At 64.0% G+C, this 12,111-nt stretch carries 12 protein-coding genes; 4 read left to right on the top strand and 8 right to left on the bottom strand.

The features are described 5' to 3' along the window. Positions 1–16: 16 nt before the first annotated feature. Positions 17–760, top strand: a complete 744-nt coding sequence (locus tag BLW62_RS07060) for an SDR family NAD(P)-dependent oxidoreductase (protein WP_090506319.1) — start codon at positions 17–19, stop codon at positions 758–760. Positions 761–804: 44 nt separating this feature from the next. Here BLW62_RS07060 and BLW62_RS07055 read toward each other — a convergent pair whose 3' ends face one another. Further along, a complete protein-coding gene (locus tag BLW62_RS07055) occupies positions 805–2,367 on the bottom strand; it encodes a class I adenylate-forming enzyme family protein (protein WP_090506318.1) in 1,563 nt (520 codons plus the stop codon). Between the two features lie 214 nt (positions 2,368–2,581). Between BLW62_RS07055 and BLW62_RS07050 the strand changes: the two genes are divergently transcribed. Then, positions 2,582–3,718: an acyl-CoA dehydrogenase family protein gene (locus tag BLW62_RS07050; RefSeq protein ID WP_090506464.1), complete on the top strand. Its 1,137-nt coding sequence runs from the start codon at positions 2,582–2,584 to the stop codon at positions 3,716–3,718. A gap of 156 nt (positions 3,719–3,874) precedes the next feature. Continuing rightward, on the top strand, positions 3,875–4,600 hold the full coding sequence (locus BLW62_RS07045; protein ID WP_090506317.1) for a cyclase family protein: 726 nt from the start codon (positions 3,875–3,877) through the stop codon (positions 4,598–4,600). A gap of 21 nt (positions 4,601–4,621) precedes the next feature. Here BLW62_RS07045 and BLW62_RS07040 read toward each other — a convergent pair whose 3' ends face one another. From BLW62_RS07040 to BLW62_RS07015, 7 genes are all read right to left on the bottom strand, one after another. Further along, positions 4,622–5,668 carry a zinc-dependent alcohol dehydrogenase gene (locus tag BLW62_RS07040; protein WP_245726680.1) on the bottom strand — a complete coding sequence of 349 codons (1,047 nt, stop codon included), beginning with the start codon at positions 5,666–5,668 and terminating at the stop codon, positions 4,622–4,624. 98 nt (positions 5,669–5,766) lie between these two features. Next, positions 5,767–5,925 carry a hypothetical protein gene (locus BLW62_RS18590; protein ID WP_168170960.1) on the bottom strand — a complete coding sequence of 53 codons (159 nt, stop codon included), beginning with the start codon at positions 5,923–5,925 and terminating at the stop codon, positions 5,767–5,769. Positions 5,926–5,996: 71 nt separating this feature from the next. After that, positions 5,997–7,217 (bottom strand): MFS transporter, encoded by a 1,221-nt coding sequence (locus BLW62_RS07035; RefSeq protein WP_090506316.1) that lies wholly within the window; start codon positions 7,215–7,217, stop codon positions 5,997–5,999. 114 nt (positions 7,218–7,331) lie between these two features. Continuing rightward, on the bottom strand, positions 7,332–8,510 hold the full coding sequence (locus BLW62_RS07030; protein ID WP_090506315.1) for a CaiB/BaiF CoA transferase family protein: 1,179 nt from the start codon (positions 8,508–8,510) through the stop codon (positions 7,332–7,334). Between the two features lie 92 nt (positions 8,511–8,602). Next, complete coding sequence (locus BLW62_RS07025) at positions 8,603–9,364, bottom strand: enoyl-CoA hydratase/isomerase family protein (protein ID WP_090506462.1); 762 nt, start codon at positions 9,362–9,364, stop codon at positions 8,603–8,605. Positions 9,365–9,461: 97 nt separating this feature from the next. Then, positions 9,462–10,352, bottom strand: coding sequence for an EamA family transporter (locus tag BLW62_RS07020; protein WP_090506314.1), 891 nt, complete (start codon positions 10,350–10,352; stop codon positions 9,462–9,464). 136 nt (positions 10,353–10,488) lie between these two features. After that, positions 10,489–11,268, bottom strand: coding sequence for an SDR family NAD(P)-dependent oxidoreductase (locus BLW62_RS07015; protein WP_090506313.1), 780 nt, complete (start codon positions 11,266–11,268; stop codon positions 10,489–10,491). Between the two features lie 118 nt (positions 11,269–11,386). Between BLW62_RS07015 and BLW62_RS07010 the strand changes: the two genes are divergently transcribed. Continuing rightward, positions 11,387–11,938 (top strand): PadR family transcriptional regulator, encoded by a 552-nt coding sequence (locus BLW62_RS07010; RefSeq protein WP_090506312.1) that lies wholly within the window; start codon positions 11,387–11,389, stop codon positions 11,936–11,938. The last annotated feature ends 173 nt before the right edge of the window (positions 11,939–12,111 follow it).

Raw genomic sequence — 12,111 nt, 5'->3', positions numbered from 1 at the left:
CTGCGAATGCTCGAGTATGCCCGCAGCACTCGTTACCGGTGCGTCTCGAGGAATCGGTCGCGGTATCGCCCGTCGCTTCGCAGCCGACGGCTACGACGTCGCGGTGAACTACCGAAGCAGCGACGGGGCGGCCCGGGACGTCGTCGACACGATCGAAACCGAGACGGACCAGCGCGCTCGAGCAGTGCAGGCGGACGTCGGCGATCCCGACGCCGTCGAGGCCTGTGTCGAGGAAACCGTCGACGCGTTCGGATCGCTCGATCACGTCGTCAACAACGCCGGGATCAACGAACACCGGTACACGCCCGACCTCTCCCCCGAAGAGTTCCAGCGGCTGCTGGACGTCAACGTCACCGGCACGTTTGCGGTGACGAAAGCCGCGCTCTCCCACCTCGAGGACTCGAGCGTTCCCGAGGGACCGTCGGTGATCAACCTCTCCTCGCGACTGGCTCACGCCGGAGCGGACTACGAACCCCACTACGCGTCCTCGAAAGCGGGGATCATCGCGCTCACGAAGAGTCACGCCCTCGAGTTCGGGCCGACGATTCGGATCAACGCCATCGCGCCGGGCTTTATCGAGACGGATATGACCGACGCGACGACCTCCGAGGAGTCGAAAGCACAGAAACGCCAGGAGGTCATCCCCGTCGGCCGTCTCGGGACGCCCGAGGATATCGGGCAGGCAGCAGCCTACCTCCGCGATGCAGGATTCGTCACGGGGGAAACGCTGAACGTCAACGGCGGCCAGCGAATGCAGTAGGTGGCGCTGCCCGTCAACGGCGGCCAGCAAATGGGGTCGGAAATCTACTCCGGGACGATCGACTCGAGCAGCGCCCGTCGATCGATTTTGTCGCTGCTCGTCTTCGGCAGTTCGTCCTCGAAGACGTACTCTCGAGGGCGTTTGAACGACTCGAGTTCCTCGGAGTCGACGAAGAACTCCTCGAGGTCCTCACTCGAGAGGTCGCCGTCGGGGACGACGAAGGCGGTGACGACTTCGCCCCACTCGTCGTCGGGGACGCCGACGACTGCGCCGGAGACTACCTCGGGGTGGCTGTGCAGGAGATCCTCGACCTCTGCGGGATAGATGTTCTCGCCGCCGCTGACGATCATGTCGTCCTTTCGGTCGACGAAGTAGAGGAAGCCGTCCTCGTCTCTGCGCCCGAGGTCACCGGTTCGGTACCAGCCGTCGACGAGCGCCTCCTCGGTCGCCTCGGGGTTCTTCCAGTACTCGAGCATGCGCGTCGTGTTCTTCACGAGGAGTTCGCCGACCTCGTTCGCCTCGAGTTCGGCCTCGGGGACGGGGTTTTCGGGATCGACGACGCGGACGGCCGCGTTCGGTGCTGCCTGCCCGATGCTCCCCAGTTTCTCGTCGTGGAACTCCGGGTGGATGAGCGTCCCGAAGACGATCTCCGTCGTGCCGTAGGCGTTGACGAAGTCACAGTCGGAGACGTGCTCGCGTGCTCTCCTCGCTACCGCTTCGGGCATCGCCGCGCCAGAGTACTGGATCATTCGGACGTGCTCGACGTCTCGCGTCTCGATCGACGGTTCGTCGACCAGCGCTCGGATGTGCGTCGGGACGGCCCACATCGTCGTGATGCCCTCCGATTCGATTCGCTCGAGGGTCGTCTCGGGGTCGAAACCGTGTTGGATCACGTTACAGGCGCCGGCGTTCAGCGCGGGCAGGACGTTACAGAGCAGCGGCCCGACGTGGTAGAGCGGGCCGAGCGCGACGTTGACGTCGGTCGGTCGCAGACGATTGTACGGCAGGGAGACGAGCGAGGCGTTCACCACAGTTCGGTGAGAGTGGAGAACCCCCTTCGGCTGGCCCGTCGTCCCGGAGGTGTAGAGGAGCAACGCGGGATCTGCTTCGTCGACGTCGACGACCGGACCCAGATCGCCGTCGTCACTGCGAGATGTCCGTTCACCGCGGAGAGACTCGTACGAGACGCTCGCTCGCTCGTCGTCGACGTCGATTCCGACGAGCAACTCGGGCAACGCCTCGGCCTCGAGTGCGCGAACGGTGTCGAGACAGGCGTCGTCGACGACGAGTCCTGCTGAACCGGCGTTCTCGAGGACGTACGCCAGTCGCTTCGGCGGGACGCGGTAACTGATCGGGTTGAAGACCAGGCCCGCGTGAGCCGACGCGAACAGGAGTTCGACGAACTCGAGGGAGTCGTTCGTCAGCACCGAGAGGTGATCGCCGGGTTCCAGTTCGGTCTCGAGCAGTCCCGAAGCGAGGTCTCGCGCGCGTTCGTCCAAACGAGCGAATGAGACGGTTTCGTCGCGCATGGGGTCGCGAAGCGCGGGTCGGTCCGGGAACCGAGCCGCAGCCTGGCCCAGCACGTCAGCAGTGGTTGGCTGTGTCACACACGAGGGTATCCGCGCACACCGTTAAAACGCTGCCGTCCGGTAGTTGGTTCGATTTCGGATACAACGAGCGTCGAGCGACAGCGGGAACTTCTGGCACCTCATCCGGACGACGCCACAGCACTCGAGCGTGTCGACTAGTGTGCTAATCCCACGGAATTATGTGCGCTCTCGAGAAGGGAAACGTACGATCGTTCGGGTCGTCACTGAAACCATGATCTCATCGTTCGAACTCACGGACGCACACGAGGAGCATCGAGAGACGGTTCGCCAGTTCTGCGAGGACGAAGTCGAACCCCACATCGAGGAGTACGAGGAGTCGGGCACGTTCCCGATGGACGTCGTCGAGACGGTCGCAGACGCCGGATTTCACGGTGTGCAGTACGGCAGTGAGTACGACGGACTCGGGCTCGACTACCGCTCCTACGCAATCACGATCGAGGAGCTCTCCCGAAGCTGGAAACTCCTCGCGGGCACCGCCTCGGTCGCCGGCAGCCTCGTCGGCTACCCGATCCACGAGTTCGGCGAGGAGTGGCAACGCGAGGAGTGGCTCACCAGGATTTGCTCGGGTGAGTGGATTCCTGCCCTCTCGCTCACCGAACCCAACGCGGGTAGCGACGCCGGCTCACTCGAGACCACGGCGACGCGAGACGGTGACGAGTACGTCCTCGAGGGCGAGAAGGTCTGGACGACTAACGGCAGCATCGCCGACTTCCTCGTCGTCGGGGTCCAGACGGACGAGGGCGTCAGCCTGATCGGCGTGCCAGAGCCAGCCGAGCGCGACGGCCTCGAGTTCGTCCGAGACATTCCGTGCATGGAAGGCGAGACGGCCGTCGAGACCGAAATTCGCTACGACGGCGTTCGCGTTCCGGTCGAGAACGTCATCGGCGAACCGGGACGGGGCCTTCGATACGTGCTCGAGGGGCTCGACATCGGTCGAATCGGCACGGCGGCACAGGGTGTCGGCGTCGCACAGGGTGCGTTCGAGGAGAGCACGGCCTTCGCGGACGAGCGCGAGCAGTTCGGCCAGCCAATTCGTGAGTTTCAGGGGGTCTCGTTCAAACTCGCGGACATGGCGATCGAGATCGAAGCGTCGCGGCTGTTGACTCTCGCCGCGGCGGCGAAACGCGACCGAGACGAACGCGTCACCGCCGAGGCCGCGATGGCGAAGACGAAGGCGACGGACGTGGCGATGGACGTCACCACCGAGGCCGTCCAGGTCCACGGCTCTCGAGGCTACTCCAAGGACTACTCGCTTGAGCGTCGCATGCGCGTCGCAAAGGGGATGCAGATCTACGAGGGGACGAACGAGATCAATCGCGTCGTCGTCGCGAACCAACTCTACGAGTAACTGCGGCGTGCAGTCGGCAGTCAGCAGTTGGCAGTCGCCGGGGGCTATCGCCGAACGCCGTCGTCAGCCGCCAGTTGTCGGGGCGATCGATTCTCAGCTGTCGACTGCTGACGGTTTCCGACAACAGTTATTAGCGAACCGGCCACACGTGCTATCGTGTCGCAACTGATCGACCTCACAGCGACGATTACGGAAGAGATGACGAACCATCCCAACCACGGCCGGAGCCCGCTCTTTCTCGACGGCACGCGGATGAACCACGACCAGGCCGAGGACACCTGGCGTGGCAAGGGCGTCGAGGACCTCTCGCTGGTCAACGGCTTCGTCTACATCGCCGAACACAACGGGACGCACATCGACGCCCCGTTTCACCTCCACCCGGAGGGAAAGACGGTCGACGAACTCGACCTCGAGGAGTGTCACGGCCCCGCCGTCTGGCTCGATGTCTCCGACGCCGGGGCCAAGGGGGCGATCGGCCCGGACGAACTCGAGACCGCGGCGGCCGACGCCGGTGTCGAGGTCGGTGCCGGCGACTCGGTCTTGCTGTACACCGGTTGGGACGAGTACCTGCCCGAGGACAGGGCGACGTACCTCGAGGACCACCCGGGGCTTTCCGAAGCCGGCGCAGAGTGGCTTTACGAGCGCGACGTGACCGTCGTCGGCATCGACTGCGGGAACGTCGACATCGCCGGCGACGTGTCGATGCCGGCCCATCAGGTACTTCTCCGGAACGACGCGCCTGACTCCTACACGCTCATCGTCGAAAATCTGCGAAACATCGACGACATTCCCGCCCACCGATTCACCTTCAGCGCGGCCCCGTTGCCCCTCGACGACGCGACGGCGAGCCCGATTCGCGCCTTCGCAATCGTCGACGACTGAGACCGTGCGTCGCACGTCGGATTAGGGGTGGAGCGTGACCTTGATTCCGGATCGAGTAGCGACCGCTTCGAACGCCGATTCGTACGCCTCGAGGTCGAACGACGGGCCGAGCGCCGGCGACAGATCAACCTGTTCTGCGATCGCGATCGCTCGACGCCAACTCGAGGCTCGGCGGCCGTACACCGTCGTGATCGAGACGCTGCGACGAACCAATCCCGTGAGATCGACGGAGACTCCCTCCTGTCCGTGAAAGAGCCCGATCTGGACGATTTCGCCGCCCGGTTGGACTCGCTTCGTCGCGAGGTCGAGTGCGGCCGGGCTCCCGGCCGTTTCGAAGACGCTGTCGAAGGATGCGCCCGCCTCGAGGTCGTCCGCTGTCACCGCCGTCGTTGCACCGAGTTCGCGTGCGAGGGGTAGCCGATCCTCCGTGTCGGCGTCGGTCCCGACGACGGTCACGGAGCCGGCACCCGCCGCGACGACGGCGACGAGCGTTCCGATTCCGACCGGACCGGGCCCGACGATCGCCACTCGATCGCCCAGTTCGAATTCCGACTTCTCGAGGCCGTGGACTCCCAGCGCGAGGAGTTCGAGGAAGACGCCGACGTCCGCTTCGAGCCCGCCGATCGGATAGAGCGTCTCCTGTGGGACGGTTACGTACTCGGCGAACGCGCCGTCGCTGTCGGTGTCGAGCCCGATAAGCCGTCGATCGGGACAGATCGCGAACGCCCCTCTTCGGCAGTGTCGACACGTCCCACAGCCGACCACTGGCTCGACGGCGACGCGCTCGCCCGCCTGAACGCGCTCGACGCTCGAGTGAACCTCGTCGACAACGCCGGCGAACTCGTGGCCGAACAGCTGTGGTAACGCCGGTTCGTAGTGGTGCTTGCTCTCGTGCCAGTCGTAGATCAGCGCTTCCGCGCCGCCGTCGATTCCGACCGACTCGACGCGAATCCTGACCTCGCCTGTTCCTGGGGTCGGAACGTCCCGTTGCTCGAGCGTCATCCCCCGTTTGGGCCGTCGTTTGACCAGTGCACGCATCGTTTGGCCATCCCGTTGCGTCTCGTTCACACTACACTATCGTCGCGAGCAGACGAAAGGGTACCCGTTTTCGGTGGCGTCTCGTCACCGACTGAATCGCCGGAAGAGTTCGCGAGTTCCGTCGACGGTTAGAACGCGTTCGAGACGATTAGGTAGACGCCGAAGAAGAACGCGAACCACAGAATCGTCCGGAAGAAGAGTTTGCTGTAGATATCCTTCCCCGGCATCGCCGAGTGCACCTTGTTATCGAGTTCGACGAGGCGGTCGAGTATCGATCGGTTTCCCATGCGTTATCGATTGATAGTGAGTTCGGCTATTAGTCCTTTTCCTCACGGAGAATCCGACCGCGAGGGCGGGTTCACTCCGCCGGAATTCGCAACGCGAGGAGCATTATCGCGCCGGCGAAGGCGGCCAGCGCCATGAACGCCTCGTCGAAGAAGCCGTTGTCGGCCGCAGCCCCGAAAAAGACCGGACCGAGCGCGCCGATCGAGAAGCCGATCGTTCGCAGGATACCGAAGCCGGTTCCCCGAATGTCTTCGGGCAGGTGCTCGAGCAAGAACGGCTCCGTGACGGTCGTGAAGCCGAGGAGCGTGCTGATGAACGCCGTCACGACGATGAGCACCCAGAAGCTGTCGAAAAACGGCAGTGCGAGAAAGGCGGCGATCGGTCCCGTAGTCAAGAACAACAACGACCGTCGCGCCCCGATTCGATCGTAGGCGCCGCCGGAGAGCGGTTTGATGAGTATTCCTAACGCGAAGAAGAGCCCGAACAGGCCGCTCGAGAGCGGTTGCGAGAGCCCCTTCTCCTGGACCAGATACGTGGGGTAGAAGCCGGTGAACGCCTGCCAGACGAAGAGCCCGAGCACGAGAATCGTCGTGGGATAGACGATCGCCGGCTGGCGGAGTATCGAAGCGATGTACCGAAGGCCGGACAGCGAGAGCGCTTCGGCGTCGTCGGCATCGTCAGCGGAGCGCTTCGGGGTCACGACCCAGAGCACGGCGGCCATGGCGAGAAACAGCGGTACGGCGAAACCGAAGCCGAGTTGCCAGACGAGCCCCGCCGCAATGATGCCCGCGAGCGGCGGCAGGACCGACTGCCCTGCATCCTGTGAGGACGCTGTCAGGCCGTTCGCAGCGCCGATTTGTTCGGGGTAGAGCTGCGGTAAGATAGTGTACCGACCGACCGCGTACAGGGCTGCACCGAAGCCAAACAGCGCCGTCGCGACGAAGAGCACGATCGCCGACCCGGCGGTGATGACGAGCACCAGCGTGATCGCCGAGATGAGCATACTCGAGGTGAGGATGAGCCGTTCGCCGATTCGATCGGCCAGCACGCCGCCCGGGAGTTGGCCGATGGCGTAGGCCATAAAGAGCACCGTCAACAGGAGGCCAGCCGTCGTCAGATCCAGGTCGTAGGCCGACTGGAGGTACGGCACCATCACGGGGTAGATCATTCTGACGCCCATCGTCAGGAACCACCCGCCCGCGATCGCGATCAACACCGTTCCGCGGCGACCAGCGAGGAGATCGCGGACGCTCCGACTGACAGCAGAGAGATAGCCTGACGTAGGTTCCGTCACTCGAAAGTGATCTTTCCGTACAGCTAATAAAGCTACTGAAATGAGCGGTTTCGGAACCGTTCGACTGGCGTCCAAAGCGGTGGCCTCGACTCCTCAAGGCCCTCTCCTCTCCACCTACGATTCCACGATGACACCGTCTGCGAGCAGCGCTTCGATCGTCTCATCGTCGTAGCCCCACTCCTCGAGGACGGCCCGCGAGTGTTCGCCCTGTCGCGGCGGCGACTCGAGGTCGTCGACCGGCCCGTCTTCGAATCTAAACGGTAGCCGGGTCGTCCGGCAGGGTTCCTCGAGGTGCTGGTTGTACGTCTCGACGAAGAAGTCTCGCGACTCAGCATGTGGGTCCTCCTCGACGAGTTCGTCGATCGACTGTACCGGCCCGGCCGGGATGCCACCCGACACGAGTCGCTCGACGAGTTCCCGTCGATCGTACTCGGCGAACGCCTCTTCGAGTTCGGCTCGGAGGGTCTCGCGGTGCTCCGAGCGGCTGCTGAGCGTCTCGAATCGCTCGTCCTCGAGGAGGTCCTCGCGCTCGAGGGTTCGACAGAGTCGGTGGTAGAGCTTCGTGGAGGCGGTGGCGAGGTAGAACGGATCGCCGTCGCCCGCCTCGAAGATACCGTATGGAGCGATGCCGTCGATGGTGTCGCCGGAGCGCGTCGGCACCTGGTCGGTCGCGGTGTACTCCGCGACGCGGTAACCCATCCACGTCGTGGCGACCTCGAACAGCGAGACGTCGATGTGTTCGCTGCCGCCGGAGTGTCGACCGAGCAGGCCGCCCATGACGAGCATCGCGGCCGTCAGCCCGGTCGTGTAGTCGATCGCGCTCGTCCCGACGCGGGCTGGTTTTCCGTCCGCCGGGCCAGTAACGCTCAGTAGTCCCGACATCGCCTGCGCGATGGGATCGTAGGCGGGATAGTCTTCGTAGGGACCGTCCTGCCCGAAACCGGTCACGGAGCAGTAGACGACGTCGTCGTTCGTCTCGGACACCGACTCGTAGTCGAGGTCGTAGCGTTCCATCACGCCGGGCCGGAAGCTCTCGACGACGACGTCGGCTTCGGCCGCGAGTTCCTGGGCGAGTGCACGGCCCTCGTCGCTTTTGAGGTCGAGACTGAGACTCCGTTTCCCGCGATTGCACGAGGCGAACATCGCCCCGTCGATCAGCGGGCGAAAGGCGTCTCCGTCCGGTGGTTCTATCTTGACAACGTTCGCACCGAGCGCTGTCAGTGATTGCGTGCAGATCGGTCCGGCGATCGATTGTGTGAAATCGAGTACGTCGATACCCTCAAGTGGTTGCATAGCCGTCACCTCTTCGTTATCGTTGCTGTGTGTTATCTTTTCCCATCGCATTCAGTGTAGGCGACGGCCCTCCCTCGTCTGGAGGGCCCGTCTCACCGTCCTTCGAGGAACCCTTCCATCGCCTCGGATTGGGCCTCGGTGCCGAAACAGGCCGCGATGAGTTCTAAGCTGTGGTCCATCCCCGTCTCGAGGCCGTTCGAGCGCCACTGCCGGAAGACCTCCGTCTGGTACTGCAAAATCGTCGGGTCCTTCTCGGCGAGTCGCTCGACGATTCCCTCGAGCGCGTCGTCGTGCGTTTCGGGCGTCGTCGCCTCGTTGACGAGCCCTTCCGCGGCGGCCTGCTTGCCGTCGATCGGTTCGCCGAGGTAGATCAGTTCCTTCGCGCGCTGGAGGCCGACGAACCGAACCAGCAGGCCGCCTTCGATGCCCGTCACGAGCCCCACGTCGATTTCGGGGAGGCCGAGGACGGCGTCTCGAGTCGCGACGCGAAAGTCACACGAGAGCGCGAGTTCGAAGCCGGCCCCGAGGGCGTGCGTCCCGCAGTCACAGACGGTGACGGCGTCAAGATTTCGGACCGTCTGCATCGTGGCGTGGAGCGTCGTCAACACGTCTCGAGCCTCGACGACGCTCATGTCTTTCGCGCGCTCGAGGTGCAAGCCACCGGTCAGCCCGGTCAGTTTTTCCGGCGAGTGTTCCGGCCCGATCGTGAGGACGGAGACCTGCTCCGGCAGGTCTCGAAGAGTTTCCTCGAGTTCGGCGAGTCGCTGTGCCGTGAGCAGGTTCAACTTCCCGAAGTCGATGGTCAGGTGTGCGATGTGGGGTCGGTTCGAGTCGAGAGTCAGGTCGACGCTCATGTCTTCACGGTAGATGGTCGGACGCAAATAGTTGTGTGGTGGTGACAATCGACACGGCACGAGTCCATTACCCGTCGATCGACACGGCACGAGTCCGTTACCCGCCGAGGGTCACTAACACGCCGCCGGCGACGATCACGCCCGCTGCGCCGAGCAGTCGCGGGGTGACGGTTTCGACCTGTCGAAGGAAGAGCGCCGAGACGCCGATCACGATCAGCGGACTCGTCTGCATGATCGGCACGACGACGCCGACGCGAGCGATCTCGAGGGCCGCGTAATACGCCAGTAAGAACGCGGTGTTCGCGAGGCCGGCCGCCGCTCCCCAGACGAGTTCCTCACGGGAGAATCCCTTCGGGTGGGGAAGTTGACTTCGCCAGCGCAAGTAGAGGACGAACGCGCTCAACGCGACGATCGTCTTGATCGCGAGTCCCGTCAGCACACCCGTCCCCTCGTCGAAGCCGACGTTCGCGAAGATCGGCTCGAGGCCGAAGAAGACCGCGGCGATCAGCGGCAGTGAGAGTCCGAACCAGGGAATTGCCGTGCCGGCGGCGCGCTCTGCCGAGGAGCCCTCCCAGGAGACCGCTGCGATGCCGCCGACCATCAACACGATGCCAACGAGTTGCGGGCCGGTCACCTGCTCGCCGAGTAAGATCACCGCGAAGATCGTCGCGTGCAGGGGCATCGAGGCCTTGATCGGCTCCGCGCGGCTCGCGCCGACGCGTTTGATTCCGGCGTAGAAGAACGCGCGACCGACCATCGTTCCGACGAGGCCCGCGACGCCGAACGCGAGGATCGACAGCGGCGTGATCGTCGGATTCGGATCGAGGACGAGGGCGAGCGGGATCAAGACGACGACGTTCACGAGCATGACGACGACGAGCACGTCGTTCGCGAGTCCCTTGCGGGTCGCGAGCCTGATAGAGAGCGTCTGTCCGGCGAGAAACCACGCAGCACCGATTGCGAGTGCGATACCGATCCCGGAGACCATGGGTGGTGTCTGGTATCATCCCGCTTGTAGTTCACGGATTACAACCGTCGAGCGCGTCCCACCGACGCCGACAACCGATGGGCGGACGGAGTCAGTCGAAACGGAGTCAGTCGAAACGGAGTCAGTCGAAACGGAGTCAGTCGATGGTCTTCCCGCCCGAGACGTTCAGCGCCTGCCCGGTGACCCGATCGGCCGCGTCAGAACAGAGGTAGGCGACCGTCGCGGCGACGTCTTCCGGATCGACGAACGAGTGAAGCAGCGTCTCCTTTCGTTTCTCCTCGCGGACGTCCGCGGGCGAGTGAGACGAGTTCGCTGCTCGCTTCTTGATGACGTCGTCGATTCGCTCGCCGGTGACCGACCCCGGACAGATCGCGTTCGCCGTGACGCCGTGGGGGCCGCCCTCGGCCGCTGCCGTGCGCGTGAGTCCGAGCAATCCCGCCTTCGAACTCGTGTAGGGACTCCGGTTGGGAACCGCTCGCTTTCCGGAGGCAGAGGAGATATTGACGATCCGGCCGTCTCCCTGGGCTTTCATTTCGCCGATCACCGCTTTCGTGCAACAAAACGCGCCGCGAAGGTTGACCGCGTGCGTTCGATCCCACGCCTCGAGAGAGGTCTCCTCGAGCGGTGCCGTCGGGCCGGCGACGCCGGCGTTGTTCACCAGGATGTCGATCGTGCCGACCTCTTCGAGGACGCCGTCGATGGTGTCGGCGACCCCGTCCGGATCGGTGAGGTCGAGGTGGGTTTCGAGGGCCGTGCCGCCGGCGGCTTCGATTTCTGCGACGGTGTCGCGACGGGCCTCTGCCTCGAGGTCGGCGACGACGACGGTGACGCCGTGGCTCGCGAGTTCGGTGCTGATTAGCCGTCCAATTCCGACGCTGCCACCCGTCACGAGAGCGATCTCTCCCTGAATGTTCATCGGTACCACCCCAATGACGGAGCGCCCATATCGTTCTTTTGCGTCGAACCGTTCGACGGGTCGGTCTCGGCTGCTGGGGGTGACCGGGTTTAATAACGTCCGTCACGACCGTCTCAGTATGGAGCAACGAGAACTCGCGAGTCTCGCCGTCCTCGGCGTGTTAGCCGAGGAGTCGGTTGCGACGGTCGACCAGATTCACGACACGCTCAGACACAGACACGGCAGATACTGGGGTGCGAGTACCGGCATTTTGGTCCCGACGATCTCACAACTCGAGGAAGACGGCCACGTTAGCGCCGTCTCGGCCGACGGGACGTACGGCTACGAGATCACCGCGGATGGACGGGACCGCCTTCAGTCGTTGCTCGACCGATCGATCGACGACGTCTCCCACCCCTCTGCTCGCTCACACCTCATGGTGAAACTCGGATTTTTACACCACCTGCCGGTCGAGCGAAGGCAAGCGGAAATTCGGGAACTCCAAGCGCAGGTACTGGAGACCCGTGATCACCTGCTTACGGTAAAGTCGCGCCACGAGGAGGAACCGTCGGAGTCGTCCGTCCCCCCCACCCGCGGGAGTCTGCTGGAACTTCGATTGTTGATTCTCGACGCCGTCCTCGAGTGGCTCGAGGCGTTCGAGGTGTCCTCTCAGTCTGACGCCTCGCAGTAACCACTCGCCGGTGAGTCGCCCGCCGGCTCGGGGACTCACGTTCGACGACGTGAGAGTCGTTCTGTGCCGGAAAACCGTCGGTCGTCGCTCTCGCCTCCCCACGAATCGGATTATATTGCCGCATATCTGAGTTACCTCTTTTTGGAAAAAATACGAAATTTTATACCATTGTT

Origin of the sequence: Natronorubrum sediminis, assembly GCF_900108095.1 — an archaeon.
Taxonomy (GTDB): Archaea; Halobacteriota; Halobacteria; order Halobacteriales; family Natrialbaceae; genus Natronorubrum; species Natronorubrum sediminis.
The sequence above is the reverse complement of the archived record's forward strand: the minus strand, read 5'-3'. Positions and strand labels throughout refer to the sequence as shown.

Bases quoted from the DNA above. Each gene is read 5' to 3' on its own strand.
- BLW62_RS07060 (WP_090506319.1), top strand. From the start codon at position 17: ATGCCCGCAGCACTCGTTACCGGTGCGTCTCGAGGAATCGGTCGCGGT.
- BLW62_RS07050 (WP_090506464.1), top strand. From the start codon at position 2,582: ATGATCTCATCGTTCGAACTCACGGACGCACACGAGGAGCATCGAGAG.
- BLW62_RS18590 (WP_168170960.1), bottom strand. From the start codon at position 5,925: ATGGGAAACCGATCGATACTCGACCGCCTCGTCGAACTCGATAACAAG.
- BLW62_RS07030 (WP_090506315.1), bottom strand. From the start codon at position 8,510: ATGCAACCACTTGAGGGTATCGACGTACTCGATTTCACACAATCGATC.
- BLW62_RS07025 (WP_090506462.1), bottom strand. From the start codon at position 9,364: ATGAGCGTCGACCTGACTCTCGACTCGAACCGACCCCACATCGCACAC.
- BLW62_RS07020 (WP_090506314.1), bottom strand. From the start codon at position 10,352: ATGGTCTCCGGGATCGGTATCGCACTCGCAATCGGTGCTGCGTGGTTT.
- BLW62_RS07015 (WP_090506313.1), bottom strand. From the start codon at position 11,268: ATGAACATTCAGGGAGAGATCGCTCTCGTGACGGGTGGCAGCGTCGGA.
- BLW62_RS07010 (WP_090506312.1), top strand. From the start codon at position 11,387: ATGGAGCAACGAGAACTCGCGAGTCTCGCCGTCCTCGGCGTGTTAGCC.